The 20,935-nt window shown below is 72.9% G+C and carries 19 protein-coding genes; 10 read left to right on the top strand and 9 right to left on the bottom strand.

Features of this window, described 5'->3' with window-relative positions:
* The first annotated feature begins 46 nt into the window (after positions 1-46).
* The gene (locus tag OHA37_RS29605) at positions 47-742 is read left to right on the top strand and encodes a chaplin (RefSeq protein ID WP_323182371.1); all 696 of its coding nucleotides are present in this window, start codon (positions 47-49) and stop codon (positions 740-742) included.
* Here the strand turns inward: OHA37_RS29605 and OHA37_RS29610 are convergent.
* Positions 735-1,409, bottom strand: a complete 675-nt coding sequence (locus OHA37_RS29610; RefSeq protein WP_266909603.1) for a DUF2293 domain-containing protein — start codon at positions 1,407-1,409, stop codon at positions 735-737. The two genes, OHA37_RS29605 and OHA37_RS29610, sit on opposite strands and share 8 nt — an antisense overlap.
* Positions 1,410-1,550: 141 nt before the next feature.
* On the opposite strand from OHA37_RS29610, the gene OHA37_RS29615 reads away from it, so the two are divergent.
* Positions 1,551-1,940, top strand: coding sequence for a cupin domain-containing protein (locus OHA37_RS29615; RefSeq protein WP_266909604.1), 390 nt, complete (start codon positions 1,551-1,553; stop codon positions 1,938-1,940).
* 28 nt (positions 1,941-1,968) lie between these two features.
* Here the strand turns inward: OHA37_RS29615 and OHA37_RS29620 are convergent, their stop codons facing one another.
* Positions 1,969-3,414 (bottom strand): WGR domain-containing protein, encoded by a 1,446-nt coding sequence (locus OHA37_RS29620; protein ID WP_266909605.1) that lies wholly within the window; start codon positions 3,412-3,414, stop codon positions 1,969-1,971.
* Positions 3,415-3,506: 92 nt separating this feature from the next.
* Between OHA37_RS29620 and OHA37_RS29625 the strand changes: the two genes are divergently transcribed.
* Together OHA37_RS29625 and OHA37_RS29630 are read left to right on the top strand one after the other, a co-directional pair.
* Positions 3,507-4,181 (top strand): uridine kinase, encoded by a 675-nt coding sequence (locus OHA37_RS29625; protein WP_266909606.1) that lies wholly within the window; start codon positions 3,507-3,509, stop codon positions 4,179-4,181.
* Positions 4,182-4,421: 240 nt separating this feature from the next.
* Positions 4,422-5,072: a hypothetical protein gene (locus OHA37_RS29630; RefSeq protein WP_266909607.1), complete on the top strand. Its 651-nt coding sequence runs from the start codon at positions 4,422-4,424 to the stop codon at positions 5,070-5,072.
* 46 nt (positions 5,073-5,118) lie between these two features.
* Here OHA37_RS29630 and OHA37_RS29635 read toward each other — a convergent pair whose 3' ends face one another.
* Positions 5,119-6,048, bottom strand: coding sequence for a carbohydrate kinase family protein (locus OHA37_RS29635; protein WP_266909608.1), 930 nt, complete (start codon positions 6,046-6,048; stop codon positions 5,119-5,121).
* Positions 6,045-7,019, bottom strand: a complete 975-nt coding sequence (locus OHA37_RS29640) for a pseudouridine-5'-phosphate glycosidase (protein WP_266909609.1) — start codon at positions 7,017-7,019, stop codon at positions 6,045-6,047. The genes OHA37_RS29635 and OHA37_RS29640 overlap by 4 nt, the downstream gene beginning before the upstream one ends.
* A 693-nt stretch (positions 7,020-7,712) precedes the next feature.
* Here OHA37_RS29640 and OHA37_RS29645 point away from each other — a divergent pair.
* Positions 7,713-8,090, top strand: a complete 378-nt coding sequence (locus OHA37_RS29645; protein WP_266909610.1) for a cupin domain-containing protein — start codon at positions 7,713-7,715, stop codon at positions 8,088-8,090.
* Here the strand turns inward: OHA37_RS29645 and OHA37_RS29650 are convergent.
* The 3 genes from OHA37_RS29650 to OHA37_RS29660 form a co-directional block, all read right to left on the bottom strand.
* Complete coding sequence (locus tag OHA37_RS29650; protein ID WP_266909612.1) at positions 8,087-9,391, bottom strand: MFS transporter; 1,305 nt, start codon at positions 9,389-9,391, stop codon at positions 8,087-8,089. The genes OHA37_RS29645 and OHA37_RS29650 overlap by 4 nt on opposite strands.
* A 142-nt stretch (positions 9,392-9,533) precedes the next feature.
* Positions 9,534-10,103, bottom strand: a complete 570-nt coding sequence (locus OHA37_RS29655; RefSeq protein WP_266909614.1) for a methylated-DNA--[protein]-cysteine S-methyltransferase — start codon at positions 10,101-10,103, stop codon at positions 9,534-9,536.
* 40 nt (positions 10,104-10,143) lie between these two features.
* Entirely contained in the window at positions 10,144-11,028 is an 885-nt protein-coding gene (locus OHA37_RS29660; RefSeq protein WP_266909616.1) for a glycerophosphodiester phosphodiesterase, read from the bottom strand.
* 244 nt (positions 11,029-11,272) lie between these two features.
* Between OHA37_RS29660 and uvrB the strand changes: the two genes are divergently transcribed.
* From uvrB to OHA37_RS29685, 5 genes are all read left to right on the top strand, one after another.
* Positions 11,273-13,432, top strand: a complete 2,160-nt coding sequence (gene uvrB / locus OHA37_RS29665) for an excinuclease ABC subunit UvrB (protein WP_266909618.1) — start codon at positions 11,273-11,275, stop codon at positions 13,430-13,432.
* A gap of 87 nt (positions 13,433-13,519) precedes the next feature.
* Positions 13,520-14,098 (top strand): TerD family protein, encoded by a 579-nt coding sequence (locus OHA37_RS29670; protein WP_254383773.1) that lies wholly within the window; start codon positions 13,520-13,522, stop codon positions 14,096-14,098.
* 127 nt (positions 14,099-14,225) lie between these two features.
* Positions 14,226-16,169 carry a TerD family protein gene (locus tag OHA37_RS29675; protein ID WP_266909620.1) on the top strand — a complete coding sequence of 648 codons (1,944 nt, stop codon included), beginning with the start codon at positions 14,226-14,228 and terminating at the stop codon, positions 16,167-16,169.
* 267 nt (positions 16,170-16,436) lie between these two features.
* On the top strand, positions 16,437-17,432 hold the full coding sequence (locus OHA37_RS29680; RefSeq protein ID WP_266909622.1) for a TerC family protein: 996 nt from the start codon (positions 16,437-16,439) through the stop codon (positions 17,430-17,432).
* A gap of 93 nt (positions 17,433-17,525) precedes the next feature.
* Positions 17,526-18,758: a serine hydrolase domain-containing protein gene (locus OHA37_RS29685; protein ID WP_266909624.1), complete on the top strand. Its 1,233-nt coding sequence runs from the start codon at positions 17,526-17,528 to the stop codon at positions 18,756-18,758.
* A 12-nt stretch (positions 18,759-18,770) separates the two neighbouring features.
* Here the strand turns inward: OHA37_RS29685 and OHA37_RS29690 are convergent, their stop codons facing one another.
* Entirely contained in the window at positions 18,771-20,081 is a 1,311-nt protein-coding gene (locus OHA37_RS29690) for an MFS transporter (RefSeq protein WP_266913198.1), read from the bottom strand.
* Between the two features lie 182 nt (positions 20,082-20,263).
* Positions 20,264-20,920: an MBL fold metallo-hydrolase gene (locus OHA37_RS29695; protein WP_266909626.1), complete on the bottom strand. Its 657-nt coding sequence runs from the start codon at positions 20,918-20,920 to the stop codon at positions 20,264-20,266.
* Positions 20,921-20,935: the final 15 nt, after the last annotated feature.

The raw sequence follows: 20,935 nt of genomic DNA on the forward strand, positions 1-20,935 counted from the left end.
AGGAAATCTGATGCGTCACAGTCGTCGGAATGGCTTGATCGCGGCGGTGGTTGCGGGGGGTGGACTCGCGGTCGCGGGTGCGGGTGGCTTCGCCTACGCCGACGCGGAGGCGGGCGGGCAGGCCGTGCGTTCGCCGGGGGTGCTGTCGGGGAACCTGCTGCAACTGCCGGTGCACGCACCGGTGAACGTGTGCGGGAACACCGTGAGCGTGGTCGGCGTGCTCAACTCGGCGGCCGGGAACCGGTGCGTCAACGCGGACCAGGGCGGCGGGAAGCCCGGCAAGCCGGGCCATCCCGGGCCGGGGTCGTCCGGCCCCTCGCACCCCTCGAAACCCGGCGCCGGAAACGGTGCGGGGAACGGCGGCCAGAGCGGCCCCGGCCGGGGTGCAGTGGCAGAGGGGCGCGGAAAGGATTCTCCGGGGCTGCTGTCCGGCAACGGGCTCCAGCTCCCCGTCCAGGTGCCGGTCAACATCAGCGGCAACTCGGTGAGCGTCGTCGGCGTCGGCAACTCCTCCGTGGGCAACACCTCCGTCAACGGCATGCCCCCGGTCGTCGGCAAGCCCGTGCAGCCGCCCGTCCGGCCGCCCGTCGCCGTGCGGCCGGTCACCCCGCCGGCCCCGCCGCGCAACCACCCCTCCGCGCTCGCCCACACCGGGGCCGAGGACCTGGGATACCTGCTGTCCGGCGGCGGCGCCATGCTGCTCGGCGGAGTGCTGCTCTACCGCCGGTTCCGGCTCAACTAGCCTGCGCGGGCGCCTCGGAACCCGCCCGCCAGCCGTCCAGGATCGCGTCGATCCGGGGCGCCAGCCGGGCCCGGGCCGCGAACCGCGGCACGCCCCCCATCAGCAGGGCGTCGTATTCGGTGTCCAGGTGCCGTACGGCCGCCCGTACCGCCGCGTACACGGCCGGCGGGTCCAGGGCCCGGCCGGCCGCGCTGCGGCCCACCCGGCCGCTGCCGCGCACCGAGGCGTGCGCGGCGATGGCCCCGGCCCGGTCGGCCGGGCACCCGGGGAACAGGCGCAGGATCTCGGCGGCGAAGGCCGCCGTGAACCGGGTGTCCTCGGCCGCGCGGCGCAGCCGGTCGCGCTCCCGCCGGCGGGCCCGCGCCTCGGCGTCCGCGAGGCAGGCCCGCTCGGCGCGGGCCAGGGCCGCGTCCTCGACGAGGATGCCGAGGCGCTCGTAGCGGCGGCGGCGCCGGTGGAAGCGCAGGACGACCGCGGACAGGGAACTGGCCTCGTGGGCCCGGCGGGTGAGGGCCGTGTCGCCGCGCGGCACGTAGACGAGGTGTCCGAGGTCGGCGCAGTCCAGGCAACGGGGCACGCCGGCCTCGCGGACGAGACGGCGCAGGGGGCCCTGCCTGCACTCCGCGCAGTGGATCTGTTTCGTAGACTCGAAAACGACCAGGCTCATGCCGAACTGATACCGCCGTTCAGGCCGTATATCACCTTGTAAGTATGGGTACTTGCGGTTTCACAGAGTCTTCCCTGACCTCATGGTGTCCTCCTACCGTGAGTCGAGTGGGCCGCGGCCGGTCCATGGAGGAGGGGAAACATGGCTGGACGGCAGGCTACGGTCGGACGCCCGAGGGTTGCGGGCAGGCGTCCGAAAGCGGAGGTGGTCTCCGACCTCGTGGTGCGGGAGGTCGAGATCCAGCCTGGCGGCTGCACCGGCTGGCACTACCACCGCGTCCCCTTGATGGCGGTGGTCAAGTCCGGCACCCTGACGCGGATCCTGCGCGACGGCACGGTCGAGGTGCATCACACCGGCACCAGCTTCGTCGAGCCCGCCGGCCGCCGTCACGTCCACCTCGGCCGCAACCTCGGCTCCGTGCCCGTCGTGCTCTGCGTGACCGCCGCCCTCGCCCAGGGCGACCCCTTCGCGCTTCCGGCGCAGGCCCCGCCCGGGGCCACGCCCTGCGCGTGCCCCACGCGGACGCGGTGAGCCCCGGCCCCGCGAACCGGGTCATCGCTCAGACGAGCCGGCGGATCTCCCCGCGCACGCGGTAGAAGCCCCCGGCCGCGGGGTGCAGGCCGTCCACCACGTACCGGGCGCCGGGCTCCCGTATCCCGCGCGGGAACTGCACGTTCCAGGAAGGGTCGAATCCGCCCGACACCACCTGTACGCGCATCCGCTGGCCCTGCTGCACGCACTCCACGACGACACCGCCGGCGGGCACCGAGGACACGGACACCGTCGCCACCGCGGCGGGGCTGGCGGCCGGGGTGAAGACGGGCAGGGCCGCCGCCGACTTCACGTCCACGGCCGTCGGCACCGACCCCTCCCGGGCGGCCGCGATCGCGGCCTCGCTCGCGTCCACGCACACCAGCGAACCGTCCGTGGTCACCAAGTACAGCCGCTCGTCCAGATACTGCATCGACAGCGCGGCCCCGCTGCCGGTGCCCAGCTTCCACAGCCGCCGCCCGTCGGCGTCGAAGCAGTACACGGACGACGCGAGGTCGCCGGCGAAGACGTGCCGTCCGTCCGGTGAGGTCGCGCACGAGTAGACCGCCGCGTCGCACCGGTACGAGGCCTCCAGCGCACCCGTCGCCTTCGACAGCCGCTCCACCGTGTTGCGGCCGGTCCCCGCGTACACCGCGTGGTCCTCCTGCCAGCCGAACAGCACCGCCCCGTTGGTCTGGGTGTGCCACAACTGCCCGCCGCCGTCCGGGGCGTAGGCCGTGACCCCCTTGCTGTGGCCGTGGTAGACGGCCCGCTCGTCCGCCCGCACCATCCACGCGTGCTCACCGGACGAGCGCCGCGACCACTGGAACTCGTCCTCGTGGTCGATGACCGTCAGCCCGCCGCCCGCGTCGGACACGTTGAGCACGCCCTCGCGGATGTCGAGCCAGAAGATGTCCACGTCGGCCGCGATGTCGTACGCCCCGAACGGAACCTTCGAGGACAGGTCGTACACCGTGCCGTCGTCGCAGCCCGCGTAGATCCAGAACTCGTCCGCCACCAGGCACTTCACCCCGTCCGGCAGCGAGTACCGGGCCAGCACCTCACCGTCGTGGCTCACCGTGTAGACGTCTCCGGCCTGGTTGCCGACCCAGCAGCGGTCCTCGTCCACGTGGATCCCGAAGGCGGAGGACCCCGTACGGAACCGCCACAGCACCGGGGCCGCCGCGCGTGCGGTGGACGGGGTCGCGGTCACCTGGCGGCGCGTCACCGACCGGGCCGCGCGGGCTCCCCGCACCGCCGGGGCGTAGCCCTTGCGGACCTTCTCCCCGATCTTCTTGGCGGCGGCGGCCCGCGCCTTCTCGGCGGTCGGGAAGGAGGAGTTCTGCAGCTGGCCGTCCGCGCCGATGCGTCCGTACCGCACGGAGACGGCGGTGCCGTCGACGGTGACCTCGTAGAACTTGTGGGCACCGCCGTCCTCCTGGGACAGCTCCAGATACGTCGTCTCCCGAGCCATGACAGACCCCTCCCCAAGGCCGGGCCACCGACCCCCTGTGCGCCGGTGATCCCTCCTGAAAAACGTTAGGGGCCACCACTGACAATGGGCTGGTGCAGCTGGAAGCGATCACATGGCAGCGGATGGCCGAGCGGCTCGCCGGTCACCTCGACGACAACGAGAAGGACGGCGGCGGGGACGGGACCGGCCCGGAGGACCGATGGCGCCGCGTGGGCATCGACGGGGCGCCCGCCGCCCGCACAGGCGTCCTCGCGGCGGAGCTCGCCGACGCGCTGCGCCTGCGCGGGCGTTCGGTCCTGGTCGTGGCGGCCGAGGGCTTCCTGCGCCCCGCCTCCCTCCGCTTCGAGTTCGGCCGCGAGGACGTGGACTCCTACCTCGACGGCTGGTACGACACGGCGGCGCTCTGGCGGGAGGTCTTCGGCCCGACCGACCCCGGCGGCACCGGCCGGGTGCTGCCCGACCTCTGGGACCCGGCCACCGACCGGGCGACCCGCAGCCCCTACGCCGAACTCCCGCCCGGCGGCGTGCTCATCGTGCACGGCCCGCTGCTCCTGGGCCACTGGTTCCCCTTCGACCTCAGCGTCCACATCGGCCTCTCCCCGGGCGCGCTCGCCCGCCGCACCGAGGAGTCCGCCCGCTGGACGCTCCCCGCCTTCGCGCGCTACGAGGCCGAGACCGGCCCCGCGGACCGGGCCGACGCCCTGGTCCGGGCCGACGATCCGCGCCACCCGGCCTGGACGGGCCTGCGCGCAGGGGGCGCCGGCTGACTCCGCGGGGCCGCCGGTGCCTGCGTCCGCGTACGTCCGCGTACGTCCGCGTACGTCTGCGTACCTCTGCCTACGTCTGCGTACTCCCGCCCCGTCACGGAGGTCCGGGAACCGCAACAGGGGGATTCCGGCAAGGTGACGATCGGTTCCGGCCATCGCTCCGGCCGGAACCGGGCGCTACGTTGACGGCACGCTTCGACGGCGGCCACCCCGGTGGCGCCTTGGCAGAGGGAGAAGGCAATGCGCGGACACGGCAATGAGGTTCCGGGCCCGAGACGGTTGCGTGCGCAGGCGGCGCTCGCAGCGCTGGCCCTGTGCGGGACCCTGGCCCTCACGGCATGCAACGGCAACGAGGAGGCCGGCGCCCCGGGAACCCCCGCGAGCCCCGCCACCAGCGCGGCGGCCACGGGCACCGCCTCGCCGTCGGCTTCGCCGTCGCCCTCCTCGGCGTCCTCGGCCACGCCGAAGAAGCCGGCCCCCACCGCCACTTCGACCGCCACCCCGGAGGGTACGAAGAAGGCGCCGACGCCCGGCCCCACCTGCGACCACAAGATGCCGATCTCGCCCGACGAGGTCGCCGTCTACCGCTACACCCCCGAGGGCGGGGTCCACAGCCTGATCGTCAAGCACGGCAACTGGGGCTGCGCCGCACCCGGCATGGACGCCGCCCCCTTCGACACGGTGGGCAAGGAGACCTTCCTCAACATCGCAGAGGACGCCAAGATCACGGCCGTCACCCCCATCATCGCCAGCCCGGTGAGCAAGCCGATCACCCTCCAGCAGCTCATCGACTGGCTGATCGCCCACCCGAACCAGGGCCGCGTCTTCCGCTACCACCTGGACAGTGCGGGCGTGATCGACTGGATGGACCAGCAGTACACGGCGTCGTAAGACCCGTACCCGCAGGCGCGGCCGTACGGTTTCCCCTCCGTGCTCCCTACGGCCGCCCGCCCAGCCGGGTCACCGCCAGCGCGGCCGCGCGGCAGCCGGCCCCCGCGGCCCACGCCGAGCCCGCTCCCGCCAGGCGGGCCGCGAGGAAGGCGCCCGTGAAGGCGTCCCCGGCGCCCGTGGAATCCACCGCCTCGGCGCTCTCCGCAGCGACCTCGGCCGTCACCCGGCCGTCCTCGGCGATGAGCGCTCCGGCCCCGCCCCGGGTGACCACCACCAACGGCACCCGCCGGCTCAGCTCAGCCGCCGCCCGCGCGACCCCGGCCGCCCCGGCCGGCCCGTGCGAGCCCGCGAGCAGCAGCGCCTCGTCCGAGTTCGGCAGCAGTACTCCGGCCCCCGCCGCGGCGGCCAGGAACCGCTCCGGACCCAGCGCGGCCAGGAACCCCGCCGAGGCCGGGTCCACGCTCACCGGTACGTCCCGGGCGCGGGCGTCCCGTAGCGCGAGCAGGGCCAGCTCCCGGCTGGCGTCGGCGAAGAACAGGTAGCCCGACAGGTGCAGATGGGCGACGCCGTCCAGCAGCCCGGGCTCCCAGTCGGCGGGGGAGAGCCGCAGCGAGGCCCCGCTGTCGGTCAGGAAGGTCCGCTCCGCGTCCTGGCCGACCAGCGCGACCACCGTCCCGGTCGGCTCGGCGGGATCGATCACCAGCCTCGGCCGCACCCCCGCGCCGCGCAGCGCCCGCTCGTGCCACCCGGCCGATTCGGCGCCGACCCGCGCGAGGAGGCGTACGTCCGGGGCGCCCGCGTGGGCGGCCCAGCAGGCCGCGTTGGCCCCGGCGCCGCCCGGCAGGGTCCTGATCCGGGCCGGGGTGTCGGTACCCGGAGCCAGTGGCTCCGCATGCACCGCCACGACGTCCGTCACCACGTCCCCGACGACCAGCAGCGCCCCCGGCCCGGCGGGAGCGGCCGGCGCCGCGGTCACGGCCGGGCCGCCCAGGCCCGGGCGATCCGGGCCCCGAGGCGCACGTTGCCCCGTACCGCCGCGAGGTTGGCCTCCAGGGAGGCGCCGCCCGTGGCGCGCACCAGGAACCCCAGCAGGAACGGGGTCACCGCCTGCCCCGTGATGCCCCGCTCCCGGCACTCCGACAGCGCCTCGGCCAGGACCCGGTCGTGGAGCTCCGGATCGAGCTGCCGCTCCCGCGCCACCGGATTGGCCACGAGCAGCGCCGACTCCGCGCCACCGAGGAGGTCCTGAGCGGCCATCACGGCCGCCACCTCCTCGGGGCGGTGCACCGTCCAGTCCACCGGCTCGCCGGAATCGGCCAGGTAGAACCCGGGGAAACGATCCGTCCCGTACCCGAGGACCGTCACCCCCAGCGTTTCCAGCCGCTGGAGCGTCGCGGGCACGTCCAGGATCGACTTCACCCCCGCGCACACCACCGTGATCCGGGTCCGCGCCAGCAGCGCGAGGTCCGCCGACTCGTCCTGCGACCGCGTCCAGTCCCGGTGTACGCCGCCCAGCCCGCCGGTGGCGAAGACCCGCAGCCCCGCCCGCGCGGCGAGGAAGGCCGTGGCCGAGACGGTCGTCGCGCCCGTCGCCCCCGTGGCGAGGGCCGGGGCCAGATCCCGGTGGCCGAGCTTGCGTACGCCCTCGCCGCCCGCGATCCGCTCCAGCCGGGCCTTGTCCAGCCCGGCGTACGCCACCCCGTCGACGACCGCGATCGTCGCCGGGACGGCTCCCTCCGCGCGGACCAGCTCCTCCAGTTCCAGACCCACGGCCAGATTGCGGGGGCGGGGCAGACCGTGGGCGAGGATCGTGGACTCCAGTGCCACGACGGGCTGCCGGCGGTCGAGCGCCTCGCGCACCTCCTCCGACAGGACCGGGACGGCGGCCGTTGCCGCAGTCGGGAGGGCGGAGGGCGCTGTGTGCTCGGATGCTGTGTGCTGTGACATGTCCCCATCCCTGGCACGCGTTCCGGGGTCCCAAACGCGCGGCCGCCGCACCGGCGTGAACCCGCCCCGGGAGCGTGCGGGCCGTCCGGGGCGCCGGCTGCGGGTGTGCCGCGGGGCGGAGTCCCCTACCCGCCCTTCGCCCGTTCCCCGGGGCTGCGCCCCGGACCCGTTGCCGGGTGCGGCGCCGTTCCCGGGGGCCGGCCCCCGGACCCCCGCTCCTCAAACGCCGGAGGGGCTGAATTTTGGCCGGCGTCAGCCAGTACGCGTGCGGGGCTGCCCCGTCGCCCCCTGGGGCTTTTCAGCCGTCCGGCGTGTGAGGACCGGGATCTGGGGCGGAGCCCCAGGTGTCCGGGCGCAGCTCGGGACCCTGCCTTCAGCCCGTCCGGCGTTTGAGGACCGAGGTCCGGGCAGAGCCCGGGGAACGGGGGAAGGGCGGGTAGGGGACCTCGCCCCGCAGGGCCCAGCCACCCGCACCCGCCCACCGGGCCCGGGGCCGGGACGGCGGTGGCGGCAGCCCCGCCGGGCCACCGCCGGACGGAGTTCGGCGCAGCGGGGCGAAGCCCAGGAGGCCCGCCAGGGCCGAGTGGTGCGAGGTCCGCGTCAAAGAATGGACAGGGTGACGGGTGGGGCGGGCGCGCGCTGGACGCTCTGGTCACCCCGGCGCGCCGGGCGTCCCGATTAGGCTCCGGGAGCATGAGCACAAGTGATCACCGTGATGCCCCCGCTTCGTTCGCCGTCTCCGTCCCGGACTTCCCCGACTCCGAGCTGGAAGTGGACGAGCTCGACCCCGCGCAGATCGTCTCCGGGAACCCCGTCGTGACCGGCAAGGTGCTGTGGGAGGCGCCGGACGGCTCGCAGGTGCGCGGGATCTGGCAGATCACCCCGGGCGTGGTCACCGACACCGAGGCGAACGAGCTGTTCGTTGTGGTCAGCGGCCGGGCCACCGTCGAGGTGGAGGGCGGCGAGACCCTGGAGGTCGGCCCCGGCTCCGCGTGCGTCCTGCGCGAGGGCGACAAGACCACCTGGACCGTCCACGAGACCCTTCGCAAGGCCTACCACATCAGCTACTAGCCGGGCCCCGTCCCGGTGTCCGTGGCCTTCACCGGACGGCGGCGCGAGGTGAACAGCGCGAGCGCCGCCATCGGCAGCAGCAGGGCGGCGGCGGCCGCGTTGAGCCAGCCGTAGCCCGCCTGGGACATGACCAGCCCGGCGACGGCGCCGCCGACTCCGGCGGCCGTGTTCATGGTGAGGTCGCCCAGCCCCTGCACGGCGGCGCGAGCGGGCTGCGGCACCGAGTCGGTCAGCAGCGCCGAGCCGGACACCATGCCGGCGGACCAGCCCAGACCGAGCAGGAAGAGGCCGACACCGCTCTGGGTGTGGTTCCCGTCGGCCGTGCCGGCGAGCAGTGCGGCGATGGAGAGCAGCCCGGCGGCGAGCCCGATCACGGACAGCCGGCCGATCCGGTCCGCGAGCCAGCCCATCACCGGCGAGAAGCCGAACATGCCGGCGATGTGCCCGCTGATGACCAGCCCGATGAGCTGGAGCCCGGCTCCGTGGTGCCCGAGGTCGACCGGGGTCATCACCATGATCGAGACCATGGTGGTGTGTGACACCGCGATGGTGAGGAGCGCGAGCCGGGCCCTGGGGGAGGCCCTGACGGCCGCGAACCCGGCGCGCAGCGAACGCCCGGCGCGGGTCTGGTCCTCGGCCGGGGCGAGCGCGCGGGCCGTCAGCAGCGGATCCGGGCGCAGGAGTACGCCGATCAGCGTCGCGGTGAGCAGGAAGATGGCGCCGGCCCATATGAAGGGCCCCGCCATCGGGGGTATGGAGGTGCCGGTGAAGCTGCGGCTGGCCGGGGCGGAGAGGTTGGGGCCCAGCACGGCGCCGATGGTGGAGGCCCAGACGACGACGGAGATCGCCCGTGCCCGGTGGTCGGGCTCGGCGAGGTCGGCGGCGGCGAAGCGGGCCTGGAGGTTGGCGGAGGAGGCGGCTCCGAAGGCGGCCATGCCGAGCATCAGCAGCGGGAAGCTCTTGATCGAGGCGGCGAGGACGACGAGGGCGGCCCCGGCCGCGCCGATCACGTAGGCCAGGACCAGGCCGGGCCGGCGGCCGCGCGCGGTCATCAGCGCGGCGAGCGGCAGGGAGACGGCCGCGGTGCCGATCACGGAGGCGGTCGAGGCGAAGCCGGAGAGCGACTCCGTGCCGCTGACCTCGGTGGCCAGGACCGGGGCGAGGGCGATGCTGATGGGCACGCCGATCCCGCCCAGCACCTGGCCGGCGATCAGTACCCCGGAGGTGCGCCGCCGCAGCCGGGGCAGGTCGGCGGCGGTGACCGTGACGGCGGGCCGGGCGGTGCCCGGCGCGGTGCTCACGCGGTCCACCTCCGACACGGATGCGGAGGGGCTGCGGGCACGGCGCAAGGTGTGGTCACCGCCGCAGTTTCGCACCCCCCGCCGGACGGGCGGAACAGGGTTTCCGGGAGGGCTGGGAGCATCGGGAGCACGGCCGTGCGCCTCAGAACAGCGGCTGGGGGAGTACCCCCTCCAGGGCCAGGAGGCGGCGCTTGGTCTCCACGCCGCCGCCGAAGCCGCCGATGCCCCCGTCGTTCTCCACGACCCGGTGGCAGGCCACCACCAGCGGCAATGGGTTCGAGCCCATGGCGTTGCCGACGGCCTGGGCCGCGCCCGGGGCCCCGGCCCGGGCGGCCAGTTCGCCGTACCCCACGACCGCCCCGTAGGGCACGGTGCGGTCCAGTTCCAGCAGGACCTGCCGGTTGAAGCCGGAGCTGAGCCGCCAGTCCAGCGGCAGCTCGAAGCGGCGCAGCGTACCGGCGAAGTAGGCGTTCAGCTGGCGTATCGGCTCGGCCAGCAGGACCTCCTCGCCCGGCGGCGGGCGCCGGGCGTCGGCGCCGAGGCGGGAGATCAGCGCGCCGATCATCTTCTCGACCCGGTCCGGTCCGGCATGGAACTCGACCTTGACCAGGCCCTCGGGGGTGGCGGCGAGGAGCAGGGGCCCGATGTCGGCGACGCCGCTGTCGACGACGGTCCATTCGAGGTGCGGCCCGCGGGGCTCAGGAGTGTCCACCCCTTCACGGTACGGCGCCCCACTGACAGCGCCGCGCCCGTCAGTAGCCGCCGACCGCTTCCCGTACGACGTCGGGGTTGTCGGTGATGATCCCGTCCACGCCCATGTCCTGGACCTTCCGGGCGGTCGCGGCGTCGTCCACGATCCAGGTGTCCACCTCCAGCGCCTTGCCGTGGGCGCCGAGCAGCCCGTGCACCGCGGCGACCCAGTCGCCGTTGATGGTGGTGTGCCAGGGGTTGATCCGGTCGGTGAACTCGGCGTACCGCGGCAGGTCGGCGAGGGCCGGGGTGCCGAGGAAGGCCGTGATCAGGTCGGGGCGCAGCTCGTGCACGGTGCGGACCGAGGCGGCGCTGAAGCTCTGGACGACCAGCCGGCGGGCCACGCGGTTCTCCTCGAGCCAGCCGGTCGCGCCCAGCACGTCCAGGGTCTGCCGTTCGATCCCCGGGTAGAGCTCCGGCTTCTTGATCTCCAGGAGCAGCCGCTGCTGGTTGCGCTGGACCCGGTTCATGTACGTCCGCAGGGTCGGGACGCGGGCGCCCGCGAACTCCTGGCCGAACCAGCTGCCGGCGTCCAGCCGGGCGATCTCCGCCGCCGTGAAGTCCTTCACCCGCCAGGGCTTGCGGTCGGGGAACACCTGCTCGACGTCGGTCGTCCGGGCCAGGGTGTCGTCGTGGATGACCACGAGCTCCCCGTCCTTGGTGCGCTGGACGTCGTTCTCCACCCAGTCGAAGCCCATCTCCATGGCGAGGTCGATCGCCTCCAGGGTGTTCTCCGGGGCGTACGCCGAAGCCCCCCGGTGGGCGTACACGATCGGGTTGGACAGCCAGTCCGGACCGGGCGCGGCCGAGGCGGTGCCCGCGGCGCACATGGTCAGGGTGAGTCCAAGGAAGGCGGCGGTGGCCGCGGCGGCGGATCGGACGTACATGCGCGTTCTCCTCGGGTCATGGGCCCTGCTCCTGCCGTCAAACGGGCGTGGAGCGGCATTCGTTGCGGCGGGGCACGGGCGGCTGTGCGTTTCCGACGCACTTTCAGGGAGAGCCGCGTACGGCGATCATGGGGTTGACGATCACCGGGCCGCCACCGAACTACGACAAACGGACCAGGCCCGCACCCCTCGGCCCGGGGCGGGCGGGCACCGAGTGTCAGTGGGTGGTCGTACGGTTGACCCCATGCGGCCCGTATCGAAGATCGAACGCACGGTGGCGCCTTTCGAGGTCGTCAGCTCCTACACGCCCAGCGGCGACCAGCCGGCGGCCATCGCCGAGCTGGAGAAGCGCATCCGTGCAGGTGAGAAGGATGTCGTGCTGCTCGGCGCGACCGGAACCGGCAAGTCGGCGACGACCGCCTGGATGATCGAGAAGCTCCAGCGGCCCACCCTGGTGATGGCGCCGAACAAGACGCTCGCCGCCCAGCTGGCGAACGAGTTCCGCGAGCTCCTGCCGAACAACGCGGTCGAGTACTTCGTCTCGTACTACGACTACTACCAGCCCGAGGCGTACGTACCGCAGTCGGACACCTACATCGAGAAGGACTCCTCGATCAACGAGGAGGTGGAGCGGCTGCGCCACTCCGCGACGAACTCCCTCCTCACCCGGCGCGACGTCATCGTCGTCGCCTCGGTGTCCTGCATCTACGGCCTCGGCACCCCGCAGGAGTACGTGGACCGCATGGTCCCCCTCAAGGTCGGCGAGGAGATGGACCGGGACCAGCTCCTGCGCCGCTTCGTCGACATCCAGTACACCCGCAACGACGTGGCCTTCACCCGGGGCACCTTCCGGGTGCGCGGCGACACCATCGAGATCTTCCCGGTCTACGAGGAACTGGCCGTCCGCATCGAGATGTTCGGCGACGAGATCGAGGCCCTGTCCACCCTGCACCCGCTGACCGGCGAGGTGATCAGCGAGGACCGCGAGCTCTACGTCTTCCCCGCCAGCCACTACGTCGCCGGCCCCGAGCGCATGGAGAAGGCGGTCCGCGGCATCGAGGCCGAGCTCGCCGAGCGCCTCGCCGAGCTGGAGAAGCAGGGCAAGATGCTGGAGGCGCAGCGCCTGCGCATGCGCACCACCTACGACCTGGAGATGATGCGCCAGATCGGCTCCTGCTCCGGCATCGAGAACTACTCGCTGCACATGGACGACCGGGAGCGCGGCTCCGCCCCGAACACCCTCATCGACTACTTCCCCGAGGACTTCCTCCTCGTCATCGACGAATCGCACGTCACCGTGCCCCAGATCGGCGCGATGTACGAGGGCGACGCCTCCCGCAAGCGGACCCTCGTCGACCACGGCTTCCGGCTCCCGTCGGCCCTCGACAACCGGCCGCTGAAGTGGGAGGAGTTCCAGGAGCGGATCGGCCAGACCGTCTACCTGTCGGCCACCCCGGGCAAGTACGAGCTCTCGCGCGGCGACGGCTTCGTCGAGCAGATCATCCGCCCGACCGGGCTCATCGACCCGGAGGTCGTGGTCAAGCCCACCGAGGGCCAGATCGACGACCTGGTCCACGAGATCCGCCAGCGGGTGGAGAAGGACGAGCGGGTCCTGGTCACCACCCTCACCAAGAAGATGGCCGAGGACCTCACCGACTACTTCCTGGAGCTCGGCATCCAGGTCCGCTACCTGCACAGCGACGTGGACACCCTGCGCCGCATCGAGCTGCTGCGCGAGCTGCGGGCCGGCGAGTACGACGTCCTGGTCGGCATCAACCTGCTGCGCGAGGGCCTGGACCTGCCGGAGGTGTCGCTCGTGGCGATCCTCGACGCCGACAAGCAGGGCTTCCTGCGGTCGGGGACCTCGCTGATCCAGACCATCGGCCGCGCGGCGCGCAACGTCTCCGGCCAGGTCCACATGTACGCGGACAGCATCACCCCGGCGATGGCCCAGGCGATCGACGAGACGAACCGGCGCCGCGAGAAGCAGGTCGCCTACAACACGGCCCACGGGATCGACCCGCAGCCGCTGCGCAAGAAGATCAACGACATCGTGGCCACGATCGCCCGCGAGGAGCTCGACACCGAGGAGCTCCTCGGCACCGGCTACCGGCAGACGAAGGACGGCAAGGCCCTCAAGGCGCCCGTCCCGGCGCTGGGCGGCAAGGCGGCGCAGGCCGCGTCGGGCGGCAAGGCCGGGGCCAAGGGCGCCAAGGGAGCGAAGGGTCCCGTGGTCGCGACCGACCGTCCCGCCGCCGAACTGGCCTCACTCATCGAGCAGATGACCGAACGGATGCGGGGCGCGGCCGCGGAGCTGCAGTTCGAGGTCGCGGCCCGGATCCGGGACGAGGTCGGCGAGCTGAAGAAGGAGCTGCGACAGATGAAGGAAGCGGGCCTCGCCTGACCCGGAGGCGGTCAGTAGGGTTGGCACCAGCCGCAGGTACACGCTGCGCACCCCCATCGGGGGAGGGCTATGGAGAGGGGACAGCGCGTGACGGTCAACATGACCAAGGGTCAGGCCATCAGTCTGCAGAAGGCGGACGGAGGCACGCTGACCGCGGTCCGCATGGGCCTCGGCTGGCAGGCGGCCAAGCGCCGGGGGCTGTTCGGCTCGCGGACCCGGGAGATCGACCTCGACGCCTCGGCGGTGCTCTTCGCCGACAAGCAGCCCGTGGACGTCGTCTTCTTCCGGCACCTGCAGAGCGACGACGGCTCGGTCAAGCACACCGGTGACAACCTCGTCGGCGGCGTCGGCCAGGGCGGGGACGACGAGTCGATCCTCGTCGACCTGCAGCGCGTGCCGGTGCACATCGACCAGATCGTCTTCACGGTGAACTCCTTCACCGGCCAGACGTTCCAGGAGGTGGAGAACGCCTTCTGCCGCATCGTCGACGAGACCAACGGCCAGGAGCTGGCCCGCTACACGCTGGACGGTGGCGGCCAGTACACCGCTCAGATCATGGCGAAGGTGTCGCGCGTCGGCGCCGGCTGGCAGATGACGGCCCTCGGCAACCCGGCCAACGGCCGTACCTTCCAGGACCTGATGCCGGCGATCCTGCCGCACCTGTAAGCAGGACCGGCAGCACGGCAGCACGGCAGTACGGCAGCACAGCGCAACAGCACAACAGCACGGCACAGCAGGACCGGGCACGATCGAGGGCCCGGCGGAAGAACGGGTACGGGGGAGGGGCTGCACGATGACGGCCGAACTGGTCCGGGGACAGAACCACCCCCTGTCCCGGAGCCGGGTGGAGGTCAGGGTCTCGGCGGGCACACCCGTGCTCGCCCTGGCCCAGCTCGGCGACGACACGGGCCGGCTCGCCGGCCCCGGTGCGGTCGCCCACCCGGGCGCCCGCACCCTCCCCGGGCTCGAAGTGCCCGGGGAGGCCTCCGGGCAGCACCGCATAGCGGTCGACCTCGACGCGGTCGCACCGGCCGTCCACCGGGTCGGCTTCGTGCTGGTCCTGCCGCCCGGCGGCCCGCCGCGGTTCGGCGCGGTCCCCGCCTCCTACGTGTCCGTGGCCGACCCGGAGGGCGCCGAGCTCGCCGGGTACACGCTGACCGGACTGGAGTCGGAGACCGCCGTCGTGGCCCTGGAGCTGTACCGGCGCCAGGGCGCCTGGAAGGTGCGCGCCGTCGGCCAGGGGTACGCCGCCGGCCTCGGTGCGCTCCTGACCGACGCCGGGCTGCCCGCCCCGGCCGCGGTCGAACTGGCCGCCGCCGCCCTGGGCACGGCGCCTGCCGGGGACATCACCCTGGCCGTCATGCCCGGCGGCCCGGCCCCGACCGTTCCGCGCGGGCTCCGGGCCCCGGCCGCGGCCCAGACGCCGGCCCCGGCACCGCAGGACGTGCCGGCCGCCCCCACGCCCCCGCCGATGCCCCCGGAGCCGGGCACGGACACCGCGGGCGGTCCGCCCACCATCAGCTACGCCCACCCGCGCCGCCGCACCAGCACCGAGTCGCCCGAGCCAGGGCCGCGCCCCGCCGCACCGCCGCGGCCGGGCGAGGCGCCCCGCCCCGTCGCCGGGGACGCGAGTGGCTGGTCCATGGAGGAGCGGCTCTACAACCAGGTCTGGGGCATGTTCGAGGACCTGGCCCGCGCCGTCGCCGCCTACCGCGGCGCCGTCGAGTTCGCCGACTCCCGGATGGACCGCGAGCTCGACGAGGCGCTGTCAGACCCCCGCCACCGGCTCGGCGGCTCCGGAAACGCCGCCCGGGACACCGCCCGGGCCCGCCGCGAGGAACTGGTCGCGCGGGCGCAGGAAGTCCTCGACCGGGACCTGGTCCAGCTCACCGCCGAGTCCGAGGTGGTCGAGCCCGCGCTGCCCGCCGCGTACGCGCGCTGGGACAACCCGGTCTGGCAGGCGCACTCCGTGCCCGCCGAGGCGCCCCTCGCCCTGCGCCTGGGCGACCTCCACCTGCCCGAGCGGCCCGACCTGCGCATCCCCATGCTGGTGCGGGTCCCGCTGGAGCGCGGCCTGTGGATCGACAACGGCCGCACCGGCTCCGAGGCGGCCATGGCGATGGACACCGACCGGCTGCGCCGGGCCGCCATGGACATGGCCGTCGCGCACGCGGCGCGGATGCTGGCCGCCCACCCCGCCGACCGGTTCGCCGTCCACGTCATCGACGCGGCCGGTGCCGGAGCCGCCTCGCTGGCCCCGCTGGTGCGCGCCGGAGTGCTGGCCGGGGCGCCCGCCGCCGGGGCCGCGGGGGTCACCGAGACCCTGGAGCGGCTGACCCGCCGGGTGGACCTCGTACAGATGGCGGTGCGGGCCGGGGCTCCCGAGGATCTGCCGGCCGATGTGGACACCTCCGACCAGCTGCTGATCGTGCACGACTTCCCGCACGGGTTCGACGACCGTGCCGTCACCCGTTTGCGCTACCTCGCCGACGAGGGGCCGGCGGTCGGCGTGCACCTGCTGATGGTTGCTGACCGTGACGAGGCCTCGGCCTACGGGCCGCTGCTGGATCCGCTGTGGCGCTCGCTGATGCGGCTGTCGCCCGTACCGGACAACCACCTCGCCGACCCCTGGGTCCACCACGCCTGGATCTTCGAGCCGGATCTGCCCCCGCAGGGCAGCAGGGTCCTTGACCAGGCGCTGGAGCGGGTTGCGGCGGCCCGGGGCGGCGCGCGGTAGCGCCTGCCGGGCGGTCCGCCGCCCGGCCTCGATGACCGGCCGCTGACCAGTTCTTGGGTTCCCCTTTACCTAATGTGCCCACGGCGGGTACCCTGGTGAACGCGGAGGGGAGTATTCCTGCTTTCCTGCTACGGCGTGCCCGTCAATACGGACTGCAATCGGTCCCGGGGCGCCGGCCCGTGGCCTCCTGGCCGTCCGGGTGGAAGAGACCTCCGGCAGCGATGACGCTGACCAAGTGCTGAGCCATCTGCCGGAGGCGTGTTTATAGTGGATGTTTCGTTGACCCTCTGGGTGCTGACCATTCTCGGTCTGGGCATCCTCATCGGCGCCGATTTCTTCATCGGCCGCAAGCCGCACGACGTCTCCATGAAGGAGGCGGGCATCTGGACGGTCGTCTGGATCGTCCTCGCGGTGCTCTTCGGACTCGGCCTGCTGGTGTTCGGCCACGGCCAGGCCTCGCAGGAGTTCTTCGCCGGTTTCATCACCGAGAAGTCCCTGAGCGTGGACAACCTCTTCGTCTTCGTCCTGATCATGGCGAAGTTCGCGGTCCCCTCACAGCTCCAGCAGCGCGTGCTGCTGATCGGCGTGCTGATCGCCCTGGTGCTGCGCGCCATCTTCATCGCCGCCGGCGCCGCGATCATCACCAACTTCTCGTGGGTCTTCTACATCTTCGGCGCGTTCCTCATCTACACCGCGTGGAAGCTGATCCAGGAAGCCCGCAAGGACGAGGAGGAAGAGGAGTTCGAGGAGAACCGCCTCCTGAAGTCCATCGAGAAGAAGTTCGGCGTCGCCGACCGCTACCACGGCACCAAGCTCTTCATCCAGAGCAACGGCAAGCGCGTCCTGACCCCGCTGATGGTCGTCATGCTCGCCATCGGCACCACCGACGTGCTGTTCGCCCTGGACTCGATCCCCGCGATCTTCGGCCTCACCCAGGACCCGTACATCGTCTTCACCGCCAACGCCTTCGCGCTGATGGGTCTGCGCCAGCTGTACTTCCTCATCGGCGGCCTGCTCAAGAAGCTGGTCCACCTCAGCTACGGCCTCTCCGTCATCCTCGGCTTCATCGGCATCAAGCTCGTGCTGCACGCCCTGCACGAGTCGGGCCTGCACGTCCCGCAGATCTCCATCCCGGTCTCCCTGGGCGTCATCTGCGGTGTCCTGGTGATCACCACGATCACCAGCCTGATCGCCTCGAAGAAGCAGGCCGAGGCCGAGGCCGCCGAGGCCGCCGGGGCCGGCCCGGAGCGCATCGACGCCTGATCCGGTGCCACCCCGGTCGCCGCGCGACCGGGGTGGCACGGGCCTAGGCTGGTGGGACGTTGCCCTCGTCGTCGTACGACAGGAGGCCGACCCATGAGGCCGACCCGCATCAGGATGCGCAGGGCCTGTGTGGCGGTTGCCGCCGCCGGCATGCTCATCAGCCCGGCCGTCGCGGGCTCCGCGTACGGGGCGACCGCCCCGGCTCCGTCCGCGTCCGCCGCCCCGTCCCCGGACGGCGATACGGAGTTCCCGCAGCTCACGCCGGCCGTCGCCGCCCGACTGGACGCGGCCGTGCGCGAGGTGATGGACCTGGCGAAGGTGCCCGGCGTGACCGTAGGCCTGTGGTCTCCGGGCAAGGGCAGCTACGTGAAGTCCTTCGGCGTGGCAGACAAGGCGACCGGCGCGCCCATGAAGCCCGATCTCGGGGTCCGGATCGGCAGCGAGACCAAGACGTTCACGGTCACCGCCCTCCTCCAACTCGTGGACCAGGGCAAGCTCTCCCTGGACGACCCGATCGGCAAGTACATCAGCGGCGTCCCGAACGGGGACCGCATCACCCTGCGCGAACTGGCGGGCATGCGCAGCGGGCTCTTCAACTACAGCGAGGACCCGGGCTTCGACAAGGAGCTCAACGGCACCTCCACCTTCACGCCGCAGCAGCTGCTCGACATCTCCTTCAAGCACCCGGTGAACTTCGAGCCGGGCGCGAAGTTCGAGTACTCCAACACCAACCTGATCCTGCTCGGCCTGCTGGTGGAGAAGATCACCGGCCGGCCGATCCATGAGGTCATCGATCAGGACGTGGTGAAGCCCGCCGGGCTGAGCGGCCGCACGCTCTTCCCCGTCGGCACGGAGTTCCCCGAGCCGCACGCGCACGGCTACACCAACGACCTGCCCAGCGGGAAGATCGTGGACGCGACCGACTGGGACCCGTCCTGGGCCTGGTCCGCCGGAGCGATGGTCTCCGACCTGGAGGACCTGCGCAGCTGGGCGAAGACCCTCGCCACCGGCACCCTGCTGACCCCCGCGACCCAGGCCGAGCGGCTGAAGACCCAGCCGATCGGCATCATTCCCGGCGCGGGCTACGGGCTCGGCATCTTCAACGTCCAGGGCTGGATCGGCCACAACGGCTCGCTGCCCGGGTACGAGACGCTGACCGTCTACCTGCCGGAGGAGCAGGCCACCATGGTCATCGTGCTGAACACCGACGACCTGTACAAGGGCCAGGAGCCCAGCACCCTCTTCGGAGAGGCCGTCACCGGCATCGTGACCCCCGGCCACCTGTACCCGGGACACAAGCCGACGACCGAGGACAAGAGCGGCTGAGCGACCGGGTGGCTACACGGGGGCGGCCGCTTCGGCCGCCCCCTTCTCCGCGTCCGAGCCCGTCCGCTGCCGGACGAGCACCGGGTTGGTCTCCGGCAGCAGCGAGAAGCAGGCCAGCGAGACCAGGGCGATCGCCGTCAGGTACACGGCGACGGCCCACGGCGGCCCGGAGCCGTCCGCCAGCGCCGTCGCAACGATCGGGGTCAGCGCGCCGCCCAGCACCCCGCCGAGGTTGTAGCCGACGGCCGCGCCGGTGCAGCGGATGCGCGGGGCGTACAGCTCGGGCAGGTACGCGCCCACCACCGCGAACATCGTCACCATGCCGAGCAGGGCGCCGAACAGGCCCACCGTCATCAGCAGCGGGTCCGCGGTGCGCAGCAGCGCCACGAAGGGGAACATCCACAGGGCCGAGGCCGTGCAGCCCGCCAGGCACAGCGGGCGCCGGCCGTAGCGGTCGCCGAGCACCGCGATCACCGGGGTGGCCGCCCCCTTGAGGGCGACGGCCACCATGATGCAGGCCAGCATCACGGAGCGGTGCACGCCGAGGTGCTCGGTGGCGTACGCGAGGGACCAGGTGGTGACCGCGTAGAAGACGGCGTAGCCCACGGCCAGGGCCCCGCCGGTCAGCAGGAGCAGGCGCCAGTGGCCCCGTAGGACCTCGGCCAGCGGGGCTTCGGCCCGGTGGCCGGTCTCGGCCAGGGCGCGGAACTGCGGGGTCTCCTCCACCGAGCGGCGCAGCCACAGTCCGCTCAGGGCCAGCAGCCCCGCCACCCAGAACGGCACCCGCCAGCCCCAGGCGGCGAACTGCCCGTCGGACAGCGTGCTCGACAGGGTCAGCATCAGGCCGTTGGCCAGCAGGAACCCCACCGCCGGACCCATCTGCGGGAAGCTCGACCACAGCCCGCGCCGCCCCTCGGGGGCGTGCTCCGAGGTCAGCAGCACCGCGCCGCCCCACTCCCCGCCGAGGCCGAGGCCCTGGAGGAAGCGCAGCAGGACCAGTAGGACCGGCGCGGCCATCCCGATGGAGGCGTACGAGGGCACGCAGCCCACCGCCACCGTGGCCAGGCCGGTGAGCAGCAGGGAGGCGAGGAGCACCGGGCGCCGGCCGTACCGGTCGCCGACGTGGCCGAAGACGGCGGAGCCGAGGGGCCGGGCGAGGAAGCCGACGCCGAAGGTGCCGAAGGCGGCGAGGGTCCCGGCGAGCGGCGAGAAGGAAGGGAAGAAGAGCGGGCCGAGCACCAGGGCGGCGGCGGTGCCGTAGACGAAGAAGTCGTAGAACTCGATGGCGGTGCCGACGAGGGAGGCCGCGGCGAGCCGGAGCATCGAGGGGGGTGGGGAGGAGGGTGCGGCGGACGGCGCGGTGGGGGCCGCGGGGGAGGGTTCGTGTTGCATGGTGCAGCAATTACCCCGCCCCGCCCCCTCAGGACGTGCGTTCGGCCGTCAATGACCGGAAGGGGGTGCGGCCCGGCGTGAGGTTGACGGGCCGGCGCCCCCTTCGGTGCCCGCTACCAGCCGCGCTCGCGCCATTCGGCCAGGTGGGGGCGCTCGGCGCCGAGCGTGGTGTCGTTGCCGTGGCCGGGGTAGACCCAGGTCTCGTCCGACAGCTCGCCGAACAGCTTGTTCTCCACGTCGTCGAGCAGGCTGGTGAAGGCCTTCTGGTCGCCCGAGGTGTTGCCGACGCCGCCCGGGAAGAGGCAGTCGCCGGTGAACACGTGCGCGTGGCCGTGCGGGTCGTCGTAGACCAGCGCGATCGAGCCGGGGGTGTGTCCGACCAGGTGGCGGGCGGTCAGCGTGACCCGTCCGACCGTGATCGTGTCCCCGTCCGCGACGAGCACGTCGGTGGTGACCGGGATGCCCTCCGCGTCGTGGGCGCCCGCGTACGTCCGCGCGCCGGTCGCCGCGACCACGTCCGCCAGCGCGCCCCAGTGGTCGCCGTGCCGGTGGGTGGTGACCACGGAGGCGATGCCGCCGTCGCCGATCAGGCTCAGCAGGGTCTCCGGCTCCGCGGCCGCGTCGATCAGCAGCTGCGCGTCGGTGGCCCGGCAGCGCAGCAGGTAGGCGTTGTTGTTCATCGGGCCCACCGCGACCTTGGAAATCATCAGGTCCGAGAGTTCGTGCACGTCGGCCGGACCGCCGACCTTGACTGCTCCGCTGTACGTCATGTTCTCGATCCTAAG

The sequence above is a fragment of the Streptomyces sp. NBC_00335 genome (assembly GCF_036127095.1).
Classification (GTDB): domain Bacteria; phylum Actinomycetota; class Actinomycetes; order Streptomycetales; family Streptomycetaceae; genus Streptomyces.

Excerpts from the sequence above, each read along its gene's own strand:
- OHA37_RS29645 (WP_266909610.1), top strand. The coding sequence starts at position 7,713 with ATGAGCACAAGTGATCACCGTGATGCCCCCGCTTCGTTCGCCGTCTCC.
- OHA37_RS29640 (WP_266909609.1), bottom strand. The coding sequence starts at position 7,019 with ATGTCACAGCACACAGCATCCGAGCACACAGCGCCCTCCGCCCTCCCG.
- OHA37_RS29620 (WP_266909605.1), bottom strand. The coding sequence starts at position 3,414 with ATGGCTCGGGAGACGACGTATCTGGAGCTGTCCCAGGAGGACGGCGGT.
- OHA37_RS29630 (WP_266909607.1), top strand. The coding sequence starts at position 4,422 with ATGCGCGGACACGGCAATGAGGTTCCGGGCCCGAGACGGTTGCGTGCG.
- OHA37_RS29660 (WP_266909616.1), bottom strand. The coding sequence starts at position 11,028 with ATGTACGTCCGATCCGCCGCCGCGGCCACCGCCGCCTTCCTTGGACTC.
- OHA37_RS29695 (WP_266909626.1), bottom strand. The coding sequence starts at position 20,920 with ATGACGTACAGCGGAGCAGTCAAGGTCGGCGGTCCGGCCGACGTGCAC.
- OHA37_RS29610 (WP_266909603.1), bottom strand. The coding sequence starts at position 1,409 with ATGAGCCTGGTCGTTTTCGAGTCTACGAAACAGATCCACTGCGCGGAG.
- OHA37_RS29615 (WP_266909604.1), top strand. The coding sequence starts at position 1,551 with ATGGCTGGACGGCAGGCTACGGTCGGACGCCCGAGGGTTGCGGGCAGG.
- OHA37_RS29685 (WP_266909624.1), top strand. The coding sequence starts at position 17,526 with ATGAGGCCGACCCGCATCAGGATGCGCAGGGCCTGTGTGGCGGTTGCC.
- uvrB (WP_266909618.1), top strand. The coding sequence starts at position 11,273 with ATGCGGCCCGTATCGAAGATCGAACGCACGGTGGCGCCTTTCGAGGTC.
- OHA37_RS29690 (WP_266913198.1), bottom strand. The coding sequence starts at position 20,081 with ATGCTCCGGCTCGCCGCGGCCTCCCTCGTCGGCACCGCCATCGAGTTC.
- OHA37_RS29675 (WP_266909620.1), top strand. The coding sequence starts at position 14,226 with ATGACGGCCGAACTGGTCCGGGGACAGAACCACCCCCTGTCCCGGAGC.